We start from the raw sequence: 16,111 nt of genomic DNA, 5'->3' as shown, positions 1-16,111 counted from the left end.
CGTCCACTTTTTTCCTGCTCGTCCGCAGGATGCGTGGCCGGACGGCGAGTGCCGTGCCTCACTCCCTACGCGAGGCGTGGGCCGTTGGCCCCAAGTCCGGTCCCGGTATGACTGGTGCAGTGGTTGGACGCTCGACCCGACGGCACGGCCCCTGCCGGAGTGGACCAACAAAAGTCACGGCGAGATCGCGGAAGAGATCGATCGCGGGCGCTAGTCCCACGGCCTTGAAGCAGAACGCAGAGGGGCCAGCCCCACGAAAGTCGGCCTCTCCAGAAATTCAGTGTGGTGCATGATGAACGCGACGATCACGCCAACCGAAAGCGCGCCCGCGGCGGCTTCCAACGCCCCATCGGTCTCGCTTATTCTGGCCGCCGCGCTCGGGTACCTGAAGAAGATCAAGATCGCCGACAAGCGCGCGGCGCTGGTCGATATCGGCCGCCACCTCGGTATGTTCAACGACAGCCTGAAGCTCAAAGGCGACGCGGAGAATCCGCTGACGCTCGTCATCCAGCAGCTTCAGGGCAGCGCCATCAAGCCCGTCGATGTTGTTCCCGAGGAACTGCCGGCGCTCTTCGGCAGGCACTGACCCGAACCCACCGCCGTGCAGATCGAGGGGCTGCCGAGAGGCGGCCCCTTTTTCGTTCAACGGGACAATAGTCCTGGGATGTCCAGTACCATCCCGGTAAAGCCGGTGTCTGTGAGTGGGGTTGGCAATGGGGTTGCGGCTCTTGCGGTCAACAAGAGTTGTTGTATTTCAATAGCTTGATTGATTTAACTGGTGGAGCCGAGGGGAATCGAACCCCTGACCTCTGCAGTGCGATTGCAGCGCTCTCCCATCTGAGCTACGGCCCCGAACCGTGGGAGGCGCCATTTATGATTTGGGGCCCCATGCTGTCAAGCGGGGAAAATCCCGGCGAGGACGGGATTTTCCGGCTGTCCACCGTTCCGCGTCACATCCCTTTCGGTCCGGCCGAGCGCTGGCCTCTCAGCACCACGTAGATGGCCGGGATGACCAGCACGGTCAACGCCGTGGACGAGGCGAGGCCGAACAGCAGGGAGATGGCGAGACCCTGGAAGATCGGGTCCGTCAGGATCACCGCCGCGCCGATCATCGCCGCCAAGGCGGTGAGGAGGATGGGCTTGAACCGGATGGCACCCGCTTCCAGCAACACCTCCTCGAGCGGACGGCCGGGTGTGCGGGCGTGGCGGATGAAGTCCACGAGCAGGATGGAGTTGCGCACGATGATGCCGGCTAAGGCGATGAAGCCGATCATGGAAGTGGCCGAGAAGGGCGCGCCGAACAGCCAGTGTCCGGTCATTATTCCTATGAATGTCAATGGGATAGGCGTCAGGATGACAAGCGGCAGCTTGAACGAGCCGAACTGCGCCACCACCAGGATGTAGATGCCGAGGATGGCGACGATGAAGGCACCGCCCATGTCGCGGAACGTCACCCACGTCACCTCCCACTCGCCGTCCCACAGGAGGGTCGGCTTCGCCTCGTCGGAGGGCTGGCCGTGGAGGGCGATCGCCGGCTTGGGCAGGTCGCCGAAATCCATGTTTTCCAAGGCCTTGGACACCGCCATCATGCCATAGACGGGGGCCTCGTAGGCGCCGGCGAGGTCGGCCGTGACCATCTCGGCGGGTCGGCCGTTGTGGCGGAAGATGGGGAAGGAGGCGGGTTCGCGGACGACGCGGACCACGTCGCCCAGTTCCACCACCCCGCGCCCGCCGGGCAGGGCGTTGGCAGGCACGGGCGTCGCCAGGGTGCGTTCGTCTACAGCCTTGTTTCCCTTTGACATTTCGAGCCGGATCGGGATCGGCGCCCGGCCGCCGCCGCGGTGGGAATAGCCCAGGGTGCCGCCGGCGAAGATACCGCGGATGGCGTCGTACACATCCCCTTGTTCCACCTTGTAGAATTCGAGGTTGTCCTGGTCGATGGCCAGGCGAACGCGCTCCCCGGGGGTGCCGAAGCTGTCGTCCACGTCGGCGATAAATGGAACACTTTCAAAGGCTTGGCGTACCTTTCGGGCGACCGCGCGGCGGGTGTCCGGGTCGGGGCCATAGATTTCGGCGAGGAGGGTCGCGAGCACCGGCGGGCCGGGGGGCGGCTCCACCACCTTGAGCGACGAGCCCGGCGGAAGTGCGATTGATTTCAATCGCTTGCGGACGTCCAGCGCGATCTCGTGGCTGGTGCGGGAGCGCTCGCCTTTCTCCTTCAGGTTGATCTGGATGTCGCCCTGCTTGGGGGCGGCCCGGAGGCCGTAGTGGCGCACCAAGCCATTGAAATTGAAAGGCGCGGCGGTGCCGGCATGGGTCTGGAAGGAAACGGACTCCGGCAGGTCCGAGAGCGCGTTCACCATGGCATTCAGGGTGGAATCGGTGCGTTCCACAGGGGTGTCAGCCGGCATGTCCAGAATGACGGCCAGTTCGGTCTTGTTGTCGAACGGAAGCAGCTTCACCGTCACCGCGTGGGTGTAGAAGAGGCTCAGCGATGCGAGGGTCGCCACCCCAACGGTGGCGAGGAAGGCACCTGAGCGGGCGCGGGAGGCGAGGATGGGGCGGGCCACCCTGACATAGAAGCGCCCCAGCCGGCCGCCGTCGGCGGCTTCGCCATGGTCGCCGCCATGGTCGCCGCCATGGGTGCCGCCATCACCTTGCCCCGCCCGGCCGGCGATCCTGAGCATCAGCCAGGGGGTGAGGACGACGGCGACGAAGAAGGAGAAGACCATCGCCGCCGAGGCGTTGGCCGGGATGGGGCTCATGTAGGGACCCATCATGCCGGAGACGAAAAGCATGGGCAGCAGCGCCGCCACCACGGTCAGCGTCGCGACGATGGTGGGATTGCCCACCTCCGCCACCGCGTCGATGGCGCCCTGCGCGCGGGAACGCCCGTCTTTCATGGCCCAGTGGCGGGCGATGTTCTCGATGACGACGATAGCGTCGTCCACCAGGATGCCGATGGAAAAGATGAGCGCGAACAGGCTCACGCGGTTCAGCGTGTAGCCCATGAGGCGGGCGGCGAAGAGGGTGAGCAGGATGGTGGTGGGAATGACCACCGCCACCACCAGCGCCTCGCGCCAGCCGATGGCGAAGCCCACCAGCACGACGATGGAGACGGTGGCGAGGCCGAGATGCAGCAGCAGCTCGTTGGCCTTCTCGTTGGCGCTCTCGCCGTAATTGCGGGTGACCTTTACCTCCACGTCGGCGGGGAGGGTGGAGCCGTTTGCCGCCTTGATCTGGTTGAGCACCTCCTCGGCGATCACCACCGCATTGGTGCCGGGGCGCTTGGCGATGGCGAGCGACACCGCCGGGCGCCGGGTGAGGCCATCCGGCCCCTTCTCGATATGGGTGACGTAGTGCTCGGCTGGCTGGGTGGCGAGGGTCACGTTCGCCACGTCGCGCACATAGACCGGGCGCCCATCGCGGGAGGTGAGGAGGATGCCGCCGATCTCGGAGGGGGTCTGCAGCGTCTGGCCGGCGACGAGGGTGCGCTGGCCATTGGCCTCGCGGACGGTGCCGGTGTTGAAGGTGCGGTTGGCGCCTTCGAGCTTGCCCTGCAACTGGGCCAGGGTGATGCCGTAGAGGGAGAGGCGCTCGGGATCGGGCGCGACGCGGATCTCTTCCGGCTGCTCGCCCACGATGTAGGTGAGGCCGATGTCGGGCAGCTTGGAGATGTCGGCCTGAAGTTCCCGCGCCACGCGGGTGAGGTCGTTGGCGGTCCAGCGGCTCGCGGCCTCGGGCTTGGGCACGAGGGTGAGCACGAGGATGGCCACGTCGTCGATGGAGCGGCCGACGATCAGAGGCTCGGTGATGCCCACCGGGATGCGGTCGAGATTGGCCCGCACCTTCTCGTGCACGCGCAGGATGGCGGCATCCGGGCTGGTGCCGGTGAGGAAGCGCGCGGTGACGACCACGCCGTCGTCCTCGGTCTGCGAATAGACGTGCTCCACCCCGTCGATGGCCTTGACGATGGTTTCCAGCGGCTCGGTGACGAGCTTCACCGCATCCTCGGCCTTCAGCCCCTGGGCCGAGACGCGGATGTCCACCATGGGCACGGAAATCTGCGGCTCCTCCTCGCGCGGCAGGGTGACGAGCGCGATGAGGCCGAAGGCGAAGGCCGCGAGCAGCAGCAGCGGGGTCAGGGGAGAGGCGATGAAGGTGCGCGTCAGCACGCCGGCGATGCCGAGGGGGCGGGTCTCGCCCGAATGGATCTCGCCCTTGGAGGTCTCGCTCATGGTCAGTGCCCCGCCGCGGAGATCACGTCCCCGTCCTTGAGGCCGGTGAGAATTTCCACCCGCTCGCCGTCGTCGCCGGCAAACCGCTCGCCGAGGATGACGGGTACGTCGAGTGGCCCGCCTGCGGTGGCCAGCGTCACATAATCGATGCCGTGCTGGGTCCGGATGAGGGCGGCCGGAACGGCCAGCACCGCGCGCTTGCCGATCTCCACCCACACCAGCGTGCGCTCGTTGACGAAGTAGTTGCCGAGATCGTTCACCTCCACGTCGGCCATGACGCGGCCGGCGGAAATCTCCGGATAGACCTTCACGATGCGGCCCGGCCGGGCGGTGGCGGGAGAGCCGGCCTTGTCCTGCGAAATGCCGCGCTCGCCGATGCGCACCGTGCCGCCCTCGCGGATGGAGGCGGCGTGACGCTCCGGCAAAGAGAGGCGAAGATAATAGGGGCCGGAGGCGATGCGGGCGATCTCGTCGCCGGCCAGCACCACGCTGCCGGGCGTCACCGGAACGGTGAGGACGCGGCCATCGGCGGGGGCGAGCACGGCGCCCTCGCGGGCGCGCTGGAGCACCACAGCGCGGTCGGCCTGGGAGGCCGTGACCTGGTTGGTGGCCACGTCGAACTGGGTCTTGGCGGTATCGAGCCGCGCCTGGCTGGCGAAGCCCCGGGCGACGAGCTGCTGGGCGCGGTCCAAGTCGATCTTCGCATTCTCGAGCTGGGAGGCCAGCTCCTTGATCTTGGCGTCGGCGGCGTTCAGCGAGAGGGCGTTCTTGTCGTCCACCACCAGGGCGATCTCGTCGCCCTCCTTCACCTTGTCGCCTTCGGAGACGGTGACGGAGCGCACGGTGCCGCCGATGCGGGCGCGGGCGGGCACCACGGTGCGGCTCTTGACCTCGCCGAAGACGCCCTTCAGCTCCGGCACCTCCACGTTGCGCACGGTGAAATCGGCGGCGCGGGCGGTGCCGGGGAAGGCGCCATACGCAGGCAAAAGGGCAGCCATCGCCACCGCGAAGGCCGCGGCGGGCGGGATGAAGCGCAGGGACATGGTGGCTCTCTCTGCCCGGCCTCGCGCCGGGCGGGGGTCAGAAACGGGAGTTCAGGTGAAGGCGACGCCGGGCTTCACGCCCAGCTTCTTCAAGAGGATGGCCGCCGGGCAGAAGCCGGTGACCGACGCCTGCATCAGGTTCGCGCCTACGAAGGCGGTGAGCCAGAAGAAATAGGGCGACACGGTGAGGCCGAGGCCGAGCGAGGCCAGCACCATAAAACCCGCAAACATCATGACGATGCGATCGACAGACATTATCCTGCTCCCGAGATCCTGCTTCGTTGAGGCGCTCTTTGGGGCGTCCCTTCCGTGCGGGGTGTCCCGCGTTGCCATTGCATCTAACATTCGATTATCATAAATTCAAGACTATGAATGTTGTCGAGATGATCCCCGCTTCGGAGCGGGCCGCCGAACTGATGCGCAGCCTGTCCCACCCGCAGCGCCTGCTGGTTCTGTGCGCGCTGGTGGATGGCGAGAAATCCGTCGCGCAGCTGCGCGACGAACTCGCCATCGAGCAGGTGCCCATGTCGCAGCAACTCATGCGGCTGAGGTCGGATGGGCTGGTGGAGGCGCGCCGGGAGGGCACCAGCGTGTTCTATCGCATCGCGCGCGAGGAGGTGCTGGCGGTGATCGCCGCCCTTCACAAGGCGTTCTGCCCGAACCGGGTGGAGTGCTGAGGGGCAGCCCTCGCGTATCGGACACGCTGTCGCTTGTCCCGAGAACCGCTCTCGCGCCCCGGACGCATGGAGCGCAGCGGAATGCGAGCCGGGGTCCAGCGCAACGGACCGCCGAAGGCGTTTCCGAACCCCCACCGTTCTCGCGCTTTGTCCGCTTCGCGGAACTCTTGCGCTGGACCCCGGATCAGCGCTCCGGCTGCGCCCTCGCTTGTCCGGGGAGCGGGCGCGTCCTACGCCGGCCGCCAGACGGCCGTGCGCTTGATCTCCATGTCTTCCAGCTCCCGTGTCACCGGAACCGAATATTCCGCCAGCTTCGTCAGCCGGTCCTGGGGCAGGTAGGTGCGGCCGGGATCGCCGATGAGAATCGTCGCGCCGCGCCCGGCGAGGGCGAGGAGCCAGGCGAAGACCTTTTCCGCAAGGTCCCGCTCATAGGCGATGTCGCCGGCGAGCACCGTGTCCCAGCCGTCGTCGCGGCCGATGAGGTCGTCCCGCGTGGGCGAGAGGGCGACGCCGTTCGCCGCCCCGTTCAGCGCGATGGCGGCCACCGCGAACGGGTCGATGTCGGCGCACGTCACAGAGGTCGCCCCCGCCTTCATGGCGGCGATGCCCACCAGCCCGGAGCCGGAGGCGAAATCCAACACGCGCTTTCCCTGCACCGTCTCGGGATGGTCCAGCACATGCCGCGCGAGCGCCTGCCCGCCGGCCCAGGCGAAGGCCCAGAAGGGCGGCGGCAGGCCGAGTTCGCCCAGTTCCTCCTCGGTGCGATGCCAGATGGGCACTGCCTCGTCGGCCACATGGAGAGAGACCTCCGGCACCAACGGTACTGGGCGCAGGCGCGTCTCGGCGCGGATGAAGGCGTTCGGGTCGGTGATGGGGCGGCTCACCCCTTGATGCCGCCCATGGCGCAGACGAGGGTCCATTCCTCGTCCGTCACCGGCTGCACCGAGAGGCGGGAGAACTTCATCAACGCCATTTCGGACAGGCGCGGCTCGGCCTTCACGGCGGCGAGGGTGACGGGGGTCTTCAGCGGCTTCACCGCCTTGATGTCCACCATCACGAACTTGCCGGTGGGGTCGGAGGGGTCCGGGTAGGCCTCCTTGATGACCTCGACGATGCCGACGATCTCCTTGCCCTCGTTGGAATGGTAGAAGAAGCCGGTGTCGCCGATCTTCATGGCGAGGAGCTGCTGCTTGGCGAGGTGGTTGCGCACCCCGTCCCAGTGGGTGCCCTTGGCCCCCGCCTTCACCTGCATCTCCCAGGACCATTTGAAGGGTTCGGACTTGTAGAGCCAGTGGGCCATGGCAATGCTCGCGTTCGCAATCGATGGTTCGGATGTGCCGTTTCCCGCCTTGCTTGGCAAGGCCGAGGGATTAATCTCCGCCGGCGGCGCGGACGGTCGCCGCATCACATCAAGGAAGCGCACATGGTCTATGAGGTTGCCACGCTCGACATCAAGGAAGGCTCCGAGGCGGCCTTCGAGGCGGCGGTGAGGGAGGCGGCGCCCTATTTCCAGAAGTCGCGCGGCTGCATCGGCATGTCGCTGGCGCGCGGCGTGGAGACGCCCACGCGCTATACCCTGCTCGTCACCTGGGAGAGCGTCGAGGACCACATGGTCCACTTCCGCAACTCGCCCGAGTTCCAGGAATGGCGCCGCCTCGTCAGCCCCTATTTCGTCAACCCGCCATCGGTGGAGCACACGAGCGGAGTGGCGACCTACTTCTGACGGCCTCCTCCCGCCCTCTCCAGTGAGGGAGGGCGGGACCCCTACGCAGTTTCCCGGACTTGATGGCTATTCCCGAACGTACATAGCTTGTTCCATCTCAATGCTCCGGCTCTGGCTTTTGGCCAGCGTGCCGGATCGCCCGTTTGGGGCGCGACGCATTTTTGGAGGCTTGCCGTGGCGATCGCTTCCGGGACGGACCCCGCGTCCGATGGTCCTGCCGCCTTTTTCCGTGCCCAGCACGCCGCCTTCGGCGCGACCCTCGGTGCCCATGCGGGCTCGGCCGAGATCGTCGACCGCATCTGGATGCAGGCCTTCTCCAGCTACGAGCACAATGTGACCGAGCAGACCAAGGATCTGCCGCCGCTCGCCTGCCACAAGGGTTGCGGCACCTGCTGCCGCATCCAGGTGGCGGCCACCATGCCCGAGGTGCTGATGGTGGCGCGCTATGTCCGCGCCATGGCCGAGGGCTTCCGCAAGGTGGGCATTGACCTTCCCGCCCGCCTCGCCGTCGCGCAGGCGACCGCGCCCGCCGCCTCCGGCACCATGGCGCTGGGCGGGGAATGCCCGTTCCTCGCCGAGGGCATCTGCGTCATCTATCCGGTGCGCCCGCTGGCCTGTCGCGGCCACGTCTCCTTCGATGCCGAGGCCTGCATCGCCGCGCTGGAGGGGGAGGCGGACGAGGTGCCGGTCTCCGAATCCCATCGCACGGTGCGGGCACTGGTGCAGGGGGCGCTGCAGTCGGCCCTGCGGGATGCCGGCAAGCCGTGGGCGCTCTACGACCTGCTCGGCGCCCTGCGCATCGCGCTCGCCCACCCCGACGCCGAGGCCGCCTTCCGCGCCGGCGAGGATGTGCTCGACCCCGCCATCATCGCCCATGTGAGCCGCGAGGAGATGGGCCGCACCTTCGACCGGCTGAAGGCATAAGCCCGCGCGGCCGGTTTAAAGTCGCCCCTGTCTGGATCACTCCGCGCGCTGCGGCCGGGCCATCAGCGCCTCGATGGCGCCGTCGATGCCGAGGCGGCCGGCGAGCACCGCGTCCACGGCGGCGCTGACGGGAACGTCCACGCCCTTGGCCGCCGCCATCTCCACCAGCACGCTGGCGGTGAAGGCGCCTTCCGCCAGCTTTCCCGCGCCCGCCTCGCCCGCCCCCAGCGCGCGGCCGAAGGCGAAGTTGCGCGATTGCGGGCCGGAGGTGGTGAGGATGAGGTCGCCGAGGCCGGAGAGGCCGGTGATGGTCTCCGGCCGGGCGCCATAGGCGGCGCCGAAGCGCATCAGCTCGGCAAAGCCCCGCGCCACCAAGGCGGCGGCGGCGCTGGCCCCGAGCCGGCGGCCGGCGACGATGCCGGCGGCGATGGCCAGCACATTCTTCGCCGCCCCGCCGATCTCGGCACCGCGCACGTCGGTGGAGTGGTAGAGCCGGAGCGTGGAGGAGCCCAGCGCCTGCGCGAGATCCTTCGCCAGCGCGCCGTCGCCCGCCGCCAGCGTCACCGCCGTGGGCAGGCCGGCCGCCACGTCGGTGGCGAAGCTGGGGCCGGAGAGCACGGCGGGGCGGGCGCCGGGCAGGGCCTCGGCGATCACCTCGCTCATGAAGGCGCGGGTGCCGCGCTCGATGCCCTTGGCGCAGGAGATGACGGGCAGGCCTGCCGGCACGCGGGAGCCGAGATGCCCCAGCGCCTCCCGGCAGGCCTGCGCCGGCACCACCAGCAGCACGGCGTCGCAATCGGCGATCAAATCGAGGTCGGAGACGGGGGAGACGGCGGGATCAAGCGCGAGGCCCGGCAAATCGGCCCGGTTCTCGCGGGCCGACGCCATGTCGGCCATGGCCTGCGCGTCGCGCCCCCACAGCACCACCTCGCGCCCGGCGCGGGCGGCGGCATTGGCGAGAGCGGTGCCCCAGGCGCCCGCGCCCATCACGCCGATGCGGCGAAAGCTGGAACCCGACACCGTGTCAGGCCCGCGCGGTGGCGGAGGCGGCGGCCGCCGGATCGAGCGGCCAGCGGGCGCGCGGGCTCACGTCGAGGCGGTCGCGGATGCCACGGGCGAGGCGCTCGGCGCCGGCCCAGGCGATCATGGCGCCATTGTCGGTGCACAGCACCGGCGCCGGCATGGCGAAGCGGGTGTTCAGCTCCGCGGCCACCTTGGCGAGGTTCTCGCGGATCATGCCGTTGGCGGCGACGCCGCCGGCCACCACCAAAGCGGTGGGGCCGCGCCCCAGCCGGTCGCGGAAAGCGCGGGCGCCGGCGCGCACGCGGTCGGCGATGAGGTCCACCACCGCCGCCTGGAAGCTGGCGCACAGATCCGCCACGTCCTCGTCCGAGAGGGGGGCCAGGCGATCCGCCTCCAGCCGCACCGCGGTCTTGAGGCCGGAAAGGGAGAAATCGGGCTCGCGCCGCCCCAGAAGCGGGCGCGGGAAGGCGAAGCGGGCGGAATAGCCGTGCTTCGCCTGCTCCTCCACCTGCGGGCCGCCCGGATAGGGCAGGCTCAGCATCTTCGCCACCTTGTCGAAGGCCTCGCCCACCGCGTCGTCCAAAGTGGTGCCGAGGCGGGTGTATTTGCCCACATCTTCGATGGCGAGGAGCTGTGTGTGCCCGCCGGAGACGAGGAGCAGGAGATAGGGGAAGGCGACGCCATCGGTGAGGCGCGCGGTGAGGGCGTGGGCTTCAAGGTGGTTCACCGCCACCAGCGGCTTCTTGGCCGCGAGCGCGATGGCCTTGGCGGTGGTGAGCCCGACGATGACCCCGCCGATGAGGCCCGGACCGGCCGCAGCCGCGATGCCGGAAAGCTCGGAATAATCCACGTTCGCCTGCCGCATGGCCTCGGCGATCACATGGTCCAGCACCTCCACATGGGCGCGCGCCGCGATCTCCGGCACCACGCCGCCATAGGGCGAATGGATTTCCACCTGCGAGCGGATGACGTTGGAGCGGATGTCCGACGCGCCCGAGGGCGAGCGCGTCACCACCGCGGCCGACGTCTCGTCGCAGGTGGTCTCGATGCCGAGCACCATGAGATCGGGCAAACCTTGATCCTCCCAAGGGCGCGCGCACCACGTTGCGCGCCGCCATTGCGCTGCGCCGCAACGCCGCCTATCCCGTTTCGAATCCCTCGCGCATTCTACGCATCCCTGAACGAGAATACGAAATTGGAAGAAATGTCCGGCGGAAAATCCCCTGTTCTGCGCATCGGCACCCGTGGCAGCCCGCTTGCCCTGTGGCAGGCCCATGCGGTGCAGGCGGCCCTGGCTGAGGCGCTGAACGTCGCGCCGGCCGAGGTCGCCGTCGAGGTCATCCGCACCACCGGCGACCAGATCCAGGACCGGGCGTTGTCCGAGGCCGGCGGCAAGGGGCTCTTCACCAAGGAGCTAGAGGAAGCGCTGCTGGACGGCCGCGTGGACCTCGCCGTGCATTCCGCCAAGGACGTCGCGACCTATCTCCCCGAGGGCCTGCACCTCGCCGGCTACCTGCCGCGCGCCGACGTGCGCGATGCGCTGATCCTGAAATCCGGTGCCGGCCTCGCCGATTTGCCGGCCGGCGCGCGGGTGGGCACCGCCTCGCTCCGGCGGGAGGCGCAATTGCGGCGCCTGCGGCCGGACCTCAAGGTCGAATTGCTGCGCGGCAACGTCCACACCCGCCTCGCACGGGTGCGGGACGGGGATTTCGACGGCACGCTGCTCGCCCTCGCCGGCCTCACGCGGCTCGGCCTCGCCGAGGTGGCGAGCGCGGTGCTGGCCACCTCGGAATTCCTGCCGGCGGTGGGGCAGGGGGCCGTGGCCATCGAATGCCGCGTGCATGATCCCGCCACCAATGCGGCCATCGCCGCCATCGCCTGCCGCGACACCGGCATCGCGCTGGCCGCCGAGCGCGCGTTCCTGACCGCCCTCGACGGCTCCTGCCGCACCCCCATCGCCGGCCTCGCCCGGGTGGAGGGCGATCAGGTGCGCCTCTCCGGCCTCGTCATGACGCCCGATGGGGCGGATGCGGCGGAAGCCTCCGGCGCGGCACCCATTGCCGATGCCGCCGCGCTTGGCACCGCGCTGGGCACCGAATTGCGCGCCAGCGCCCCGGCCCGCGCGCTGGGATTGTGAGTTTCCGGCGCGGCCATTTCGGTCGCGCCGGAGTTCGGGTTTCGGGCGCGGCTGCCGCCGCGTCCGGTGTTTTTCGGCGCGGCACGGGTCGCGTCGGCCGTTGTTCTGCCCCGTTCTTCCGCTCGATTGATTTTGCCCATGCATGTTCTCGTCACTCGGCCGCTGCCTGCGGCGAACCAGACCGCCAAGCGTCTTCGGGCGCTGGGGCATGACGTGACCGTCGATCCCATGCTGCGGATCGCCCCCACCACGACACCATTGCCGGACCGCCCGTTCGATGCGGTGGCCTTTACCTCCATCAACGGGGTGACGGCCTTCGCCGCCCACCCGGACGGCAAGCGCTTCCTGCATCTGCCGGCCTTCGCGGTGGGGCCGCGCACGGCCAAGGAGGCCCGTGCCATCGGCTTTGCCCAGGTGACCGATTGCGACGGCGATGCCTCGGCGCTGGCCGGGCGCATTGCGGCGGTACTTCCTTCCGGCGCGCGGGTGCTGAACCCGGCGGGGGAGGACCGCGCCGCCGATCTCGCCGGCCTGCTCGCCGCCCCCGGCATCTCGCTGGACCTCGCCATCGTCTATGCTGCCGAACCGGCCGATGCCCTGAGCGAGGAGGCCCGTGCGGCCCTTGAGAGCGGAACCGTTAAGGCCGCGCTGCACTTCTCCCAGCGGACGGTGAAGACGCTCCTCAGGTGCGTCGAAGGCGCGGGGCTTAACGACACGTTGACCGGTGTGAGGGAACTGTGCCTGTCCGAGCAGGTGGCCGAGCCGTTCGTTCGCAAGGGTCTGGTGGTGGAAGTCGCCGCCGCGCCCAATGAGGACGCATTGTTCGCGCTGCTGTGACGCGGCTGTGAGGGACGGGGGCGGGCGCCGCGGTTGCGGCCCGGCCCCGGCCGGTCTATCCCGGTCCCGAAGACGGGTCCGAACCCAATAGGGAGGCACGAGCGACGCCGATGGCCACCAATACGCCGGCGAGCGACGATCCGAAGGCGGAGAACTTCTCCTCCCGACCGCCCCGCACTCCGCCCACGCTCGACCTGAAGGCGCAGGAGATCGCCCGCGCCCCGGTTACGTCCGAGCCGGCCGCGTCCGGCACGCCGGCTGAAGAGCCCGTGGCGGCTCCCGCTTTGGCCGACGCTTCTGTCGGCACTGAAGCCCCCGAGAAGAGCGCCGAGCAGGTGGCCGAGACCGAGGTTCGGCAGGACGGCGACACGCCGGCCGACCCCTCGCCCCCGCCGCATCCGGCTCCGGAAGCCCCTCGCAAGGGCGGCGGCGGCACCGTGTTCGCGGCGCTGATCGCCGGCCTCATCGGCGGCGGCGCGGCGGCCGGCGGGCTGTGGTACGCCCTGCCCATCCTTTATCCCCCGGCCCCGGTGGCCGCGCCGAAGGTGGACCTCTCGCCGCTCCAGTCGCGCATCGCCGCGCTGGAGGCCCGGCCCGCCGTCGATCCCCGGGCCATCGCCGCCCTCTCCGAGCGACTCGATCGCGACGAGGCCACGCTGAAGGCGGTGCAGGAGGCCCTCGCCGGGCTGAAGGCCGCGCCCGCCGCCGCGCCGTCCGCTGCCCCCGCAGCTCCCGCCATCCCTCCGGCGCTTGTGAAAAGCGTGGACGATCTCAAGACCGCCGCCGAGCAGGGCCGCGAGGCGCTGGCCGCCTTGCGCCGCGACGTGGACGCCCTGAAGGGCAGCGACAGCGCCCTGCGCACGGCTGTCGCCGCCGCCACCACCGGAACCCGCGAGGCGGGCGCGAAGGTGGAGGCTCTGGCCCCGCAGGTGCAAGCGCTCATCGGCGCCACCCAGTCACTCGCTCCGCAGGTGCAGGCCCTCGCCACCCAGACGCAGGCCCTCGGGCCGCAGGTGCAGGGGCTGGAGAAGCAGGCCGAGGCCATCGGCCCCCGCTTCGACGCGCTGAAGAAGCAGATCGAGGAGGCGAGCGCCGCCGCCACCCAGTTCAACCGCACGGCGTCCAGCCTCGTGGTGGTCGCCGCCTTCCGCGATGCGGTGGTCTCCGGCCGCCCCTTCGCCGCCGAACTTGCCGCCGCCCGCGCCACGCTCGGCGCCAATGCCGGCCAGCTCGACGCCTTCGCCGCCGCAGCCGAGAAGGGGTTCGCGCCCTCCGCCGCGCTCGCCGCCCGCCTCGCCCAGGAAGGGGCCGCCGCCCTCGGCGCCGCCGCGCCCGCCCCGGCGAATACCAGCGCTTCGCTGATGGACCGGCTGATGTCCTCGGCCGAAAACCTCGTGAAGGTGCGCCCCGCCACCGGCCCCGGCTCGGTGGATTCGGAAGGGCTCCTCGGCACAGCCGTCACCCAGGTGCGCGCCGGTCAGCTCGACGAGGCCCTGAAGACCTTGAAACAGCTGCCCGACAGCGTGCAGCAGCGCCTCGCCGTCATCCGCGACATCGAGGCGCGGGCCGCCGCGGTCAAGGCCGCCGGATCTCTCTTCCAGCAGCAGCTGGCTGCCATTTCGGGGAAGGTGCCGTGATCCGCCTCGTCCTGCTCCTGATCCTCCTCGCCGCCGCCGCCTTCGGCGTCTCCTGGCTCGCCGACCGGCCGGGCGAGATCGCCGTGGTGTGGGAGGGCTGGCGGGTGGAAACCACCGTGCCGGTGGCCCTCGCCGTCATCGCGGTCGTCTCCGGGGTGCTGCTGCTGCTCTGGCGGCTGCTCTCGCTGCTCGTCCGCTCGCCCAAGCTGATCGCCGCCTTCTCCCGCCGTCGCAAGCGCGAGAAGGGCTGGCAAGCGGTGTCGCGCGGCCTGCTCGCGGTGGGCATCGGCGACAATGCCGCCGTCCGGCAGGCGCGCCATGACGCCGCGCGGCTCCTGCCGCACGAGCCTTTGACCCATCTCCTCACCGCCCAGGCCGCCCAGCTCGACGGCAAGCCGGAAGTGGCCATCGCCGCCTTCCGCGCCATGGTGGACGATCCCTCCACCCGCCTCCTCGGCCTGCGCGGCTTGCACATGGAAGCCCGCAAGGCCGGCGACAAGGCCGCCGCCTATGCCATCGCCGAGGAGGCCGCCTCGGCCGCCCCGATGCTCGGCTGGGCCGCCGATGCGGTGATCGAGGCGCGCTGCGCCGCCGGGGACTATGCCGGCGCCCGCACGGTTCTCGAACGCCAGATGGCGCAGAAGGGCATCGACAAGGCCCAGTACAAGCGCCGCCGCGCCGTGCTGCTCGCCGCCGAGGCCATCGCGCTGGAACAGACCGACCCGCTGGTCGCCCGCGAGAAGGCGGTGGAGGCGGTGCATCTCGCCCCCACCCTCGTGCCCGCCGCCGCCTGCGCAGGCCGCCTGCTGGGCGCCGCCGGGGAGCTGCGCAAGGCGGCGAAGATCGTCGAGACCGCCTTTGCGGCGAACCCGCATCCCGAACTCGCCGATGTGGAGGCCTATCTGCGTCCCGGCGATGCGGTGCTGGATCGCCTGAAGCGCATCCGCACCCTCGCCAACAAGGCGCCCTCCCAGCGGGAAAGCGCCATCGCACTCGCCCGCGCGGCCATCGACGCGCAGGAATTCCGCCAGGCCCGCCTCGTGCTGGAGCCGCTGCTGGACGATCCCAGCCAGCGCGTCTGCCTGCTGATGGCGGAGCTGGAAGCGGCCGAGCATGCCGATATCGGCAAGGCCCGCGAGTGGACCGCCCGCGCCGTGCGCGCCAATCGCGATCCCGCCTGGATCGCCGATGGGGTTGTTTCCGACCGCTGGGCGCCGGTGTCGCCGGTGTCCGGCCGGCTCGACGCCTTCGTGTGGGAGGTACCACCCGGCGTCTCCGCCACCCCGATCCTGGAGCACGAGGCCGAGCGGGTGAAGGCGGCCATCGCCGCCGTCCGCGCCAGCGAGGACGCCAAGATCGCCGAGCAGAAGAAGATCGCGGAGCAGAAGCTGGCCGAGGAGAAGCGCGTCGAGCAGAAGGCCGTGGAGACGAAGGCGGCGGAGACTGCTGCGGCGGAGGCTGCCGCCCCCGGAGCGGCGGCGGTGGGGGCCGAGGTGCCCGTGCCGCCTGAGCCCGTCGCCGCCGGCGCGACCCCCGCATCGAAAATCGCAGACTCAAAGGGTCCCGATCCCAAGACCGGCAAGGCCGCGGAGCCGGTGCCGGTCATCCTCGCCCCGCCCGCCGGCAATGGCGCGGACAATGCCCGCGCTCGGGCGAGGCAGAACGGCAAGCCCGAGACCGGAAAGAAGGCCGACGCCATCGTCGCCCTGCCGCCTTTGCCTGATGATCCCGGCCCCGAGGCGGACGCGACGGAGGAACCCGACCCGACCTCCAAGTCCCGCCGCCTGATGGGGCTCTGAGCGCAGGTTTTTCTTGAAGCCTGACGATCCGCCGACGCGGTCTTTCCCTTCTCCCCTCGCGGGAGAAGGTGGC

Annotated in this window: 15 protein-coding genes and 1 tRNA gene; 8 read left to right on the top strand and 8 right to left on the bottom strand. The window is 69.9% G+C overall.

Annotated elements, in window-relative coordinates; translation table 11 throughout:
- Positions 1-292 precede the first annotated feature (292 nt).
- The gene (locus XAN126_RS28825; RefSeq protein ID WP_197024090.1) at positions 293-586 is read left to right on the top strand and encodes a hypothetical protein; all 294 of its coding nucleotides are present in this window, start codon (positions 293-295) and stop codon (positions 584-586) included.
- A gap of 190 nt (positions 587-776) precedes the next feature.
- Here XAN126_RS28825 and XAN126_RS0124155 read toward each other — a convergent pair.
- The 4 genes from XAN126_RS0124155 to XAN126_RS0124140 form a co-directional block, all read right to left on the bottom strand.
- Positions 777-852 (bottom strand) — tRNA-Ala (locus XAN126_RS0124155).
- 98 nt (positions 853-950) lie between these two features.
- Complete coding sequence (locus XAN126_RS0124150; RefSeq protein ID WP_051460677.1) at positions 951-4,238, bottom strand: efflux RND transporter permease subunit; 3,288 nt, start codon at positions 4,236-4,238, stop codon at positions 951-953.
- Between the two features lie 2 nt (positions 4,239-4,240).
- Positions 4,241-5,281 (bottom strand): efflux RND transporter periplasmic adaptor subunit, encoded by a 1,041-nt coding sequence (locus XAN126_RS0124145; RefSeq protein WP_024281124.1) that lies wholly within the window; start codon positions 5,279-5,281, stop codon positions 4,241-4,243.
- Positions 5,282-5,332: 51 nt separating this feature from the next.
- Entirely contained in the window at positions 5,333-5,536 is a 204-nt protein-coding gene (locus XAN126_RS0124140; protein ID WP_024281123.1) for a DUF2892 domain-containing protein, read from the bottom strand.
- 128 nt (positions 5,537-5,664) lie between these two features.
- Here XAN126_RS0124140 and XAN126_RS0124135 point away from each other — a divergent pair, with 128 nt between their 5' ends.
- Positions 5,665-5,958: a metalloregulator ArsR/SmtB family transcription factor gene (locus XAN126_RS0124135; protein ID WP_029877678.1), complete on the top strand. Its 294-nt coding sequence runs from the start codon at positions 5,665-5,667 to the stop codon at positions 5,956-5,958.
- Positions 5,959-6,188: 230 nt separating this feature from the next.
- Here XAN126_RS0124135 and XAN126_RS0124130 read toward each other — a convergent pair whose 3' ends face one another.
- Together XAN126_RS0124130 and XAN126_RS0124125 are read right to left on the bottom strand one after the other, a co-directional pair.
- The gene (locus XAN126_RS0124130; protein WP_051460676.1) at positions 6,189-6,878 is read right to left on the bottom strand and encodes a methyltransferase; all 690 of its coding nucleotides are present in this window, start codon (positions 6,876-6,878) and stop codon (positions 6,189-6,191) included.
- The gene (locus XAN126_RS0124125; RefSeq protein WP_024281120.1) at positions 6,839-7,258 is read right to left on the bottom strand and encodes an EVE domain-containing protein; all 420 of its coding nucleotides are present in this window, start codon (positions 7,256-7,258) and stop codon (positions 6,839-6,841) included. The genes XAN126_RS0124130 and XAN126_RS0124125 overlap by 40 nt, the downstream gene beginning before the upstream one ends.
- Before the next feature lie 123 nt (positions 7,259-7,381).
- Here XAN126_RS0124125 and XAN126_RS0124120 point away from each other — a divergent pair, with 123 nt between their 5' ends.
- Together XAN126_RS0124120 and XAN126_RS0124115 are read left to right on the top strand one after the other, a co-directional pair.
- Positions 7,382-7,681, top strand: coding sequence for an antibiotic biosynthesis monooxygenase family protein (locus XAN126_RS0124120; RefSeq protein ID WP_024281119.1), 300 nt, complete (start codon positions 7,382-7,384; stop codon positions 7,679-7,681).
- A gap of 174 nt (positions 7,682-7,855) precedes the next feature.
- Positions 7,856-8,605: a YkgJ family cysteine cluster protein gene (locus XAN126_RS0124115; protein ID WP_024281118.1), complete on the top strand. Its 750-nt coding sequence runs from the start codon at positions 7,856-7,858 to the stop codon at positions 8,603-8,605.
- Positions 8,606-8,641: 36 nt separating this feature from the next.
- Here XAN126_RS0124115 and XAN126_RS0124110 read toward each other — a convergent pair whose 3' ends face one another.
- Together XAN126_RS0124110 and tsaD are read right to left on the bottom strand one after the other, a co-directional pair.
- Positions 8,642-9,625: an NAD(P)H-dependent glycerol-3-phosphate dehydrogenase gene (locus XAN126_RS0124110; RefSeq protein WP_024281117.1), complete on the bottom strand. Its 984-nt coding sequence runs from the start codon at positions 9,623-9,625 to the stop codon at positions 8,642-8,644.
- Between the two features lie 4 nt (positions 9,626-9,629).
- A complete protein-coding gene (gene tsaD / locus XAN126_RS0124105) occupies positions 9,630-10,688 on the bottom strand; it encodes a tRNA (adenosine(37)-N6)-threonylcarbamoyltransferase complex transferase subunit TsaD (protein WP_029877675.1) in 1,059 nt (352 codons plus the stop codon).
- 144 nt (positions 10,689-10,832) lie between these two features.
- Here tsaD and hemC point away from each other — a divergent pair, with 144 nt between their 5' ends.
- The 4 genes from hemC to XAN126_RS0124085 all read left to right on the top strand — a co-directional run bounded on the left by hemC (position 10,833) and on the right by XAN126_RS0124085 (position 16,038).
- On the top strand, positions 10,833-11,765 hold the full coding sequence (hemC, locus tag XAN126_RS0124100) for a hydroxymethylbilane synthase (protein ID WP_024281115.1): 933 nt from the start codon (positions 10,833-10,835) through the stop codon (positions 11,763-11,765).
- 138 nt (positions 11,766-11,903) lie between these two features.
- On the top strand, positions 11,904-12,602 hold the full coding sequence (locus XAN126_RS0124095) for a uroporphyrinogen-III synthase (RefSeq protein ID WP_024281114.1): 699 nt from the start codon (positions 11,904-11,906) through the stop codon (positions 12,600-12,602).
- A 110-nt stretch (positions 12,603-12,712) separates the two neighbouring features.
- Positions 12,713-14,239 carry a hypothetical protein gene (locus XAN126_RS0124090; protein ID WP_024281113.1) on the top strand — a complete coding sequence of 509 codons (1,527 nt, stop codon included), beginning with the start codon at positions 12,713-12,715 and terminating at the stop codon, positions 14,237-14,239.
- Positions 14,236-16,038: a heme biosynthesis HemY N-terminal domain-containing protein gene (locus XAN126_RS0124085; protein ID WP_024281112.1), complete on the top strand. Its 1,803-nt coding sequence runs from the start codon at positions 14,236-14,238 to the stop codon at positions 16,036-16,038. The genes XAN126_RS0124090 and XAN126_RS0124085 overlap by 4 nt, the downstream gene beginning before the upstream one ends.
- Positions 16,039-16,111: the final 73 nt, after the last annotated feature.

This window comes from Xanthobacter sp. 126 (assembly GCF_000526175.1).
Classification (GTDB): Bacteria; Pseudomonadota; Alphaproteobacteria; order Rhizobiales; family Xanthobacteraceae; genus Xanthobacter; species Xanthobacter aminoxidans.
The sequence above is the reverse complement of the archived record's forward strand: the minus strand, read 5'-3'. Positions and strand labels throughout refer to the sequence as shown.

What these genes read in the sequence shown, in the direction of transcription:
- XAN126_RS0124150 (WP_051460677.1), bottom strand. Translation starts at nt 4,238, where the DNA reads ATGAGCGAGACCTCCAAGGGCGAGATCCATTCGGGCGAGACCCGCCCC.
- XAN126_RS28825 (WP_197024090.1), top strand. Translation starts at nt 293, where the DNA reads ATGAACGCGACGATCACGCCAACCGAAAGCGCGCCCGCGGCGGCTTCC.
- XAN126_RS0124140 (WP_024281123.1), bottom strand. Translation starts at nt 5,536, where the DNA reads ATGTCTGTCGATCGCATCGTCATGATGTTTGCGGGTTTTATGGTGCTG.
- XAN126_RS0124130 (WP_051460676.1), bottom strand. Translation starts at nt 6,878, where the DNA reads ATGGACCCTCGTCTGCGCCATGGGCGGCATCAAGGGGTGAGCCGCCCC.
- XAN126_RS0124125 (WP_024281120.1), bottom strand. Translation starts at nt 7,258, where the DNA reads ATGGCCCACTGGCTCTACAAGTCCGAACCCTTCAAATGGTCCTGGGAG.
- XAN126_RS0124090 (WP_024281113.1), top strand. Translation starts at nt 12,713, where the DNA reads ATGGCCACCAATACGCCGGCGAGCGACGATCCGAAGGCGGAGAACTTC.
- XAN126_RS0124120 (WP_024281119.1), top strand. Translation starts at nt 7,382, where the DNA reads ATGGTCTATGAGGTTGCCACGCTCGACATCAAGGAAGGCTCCGAGGCG.
- tsaD (WP_029877675.1), bottom strand. Translation starts at nt 10,688, where the DNA reads ATGGTGCTCGGCATCGAGACCACCTGCGACGAGACGTCGGCCGCGGTG.
- XAN126_RS0124135 (WP_029877678.1), top strand. Translation starts at nt 5,665, where the DNA reads ATGATCCCCGCTTCGGAGCGGGCCGCCGAACTGATGCGCAGCCTGTCC.
- XAN126_RS0124145 (WP_024281124.1), bottom strand. Translation starts at nt 5,281, where the DNA reads ATGTCCCTGCGCTTCATCCCGCCCGCCGCGGCCTTCGCGGTGGCGATG.
- XAN126_RS0124095 (WP_024281114.1), top strand. Translation starts at nt 11,904, where the DNA reads ATGCATGTTCTCGTCACTCGGCCGCTGCCTGCGGCGAACCAGACCGCC.
- hemC (WP_024281115.1), top strand. Translation starts at nt 10,833, where the DNA reads ATGTCCGGCGGAAAATCCCCTGTTCTGCGCATCGGCACCCGTGGCAGC.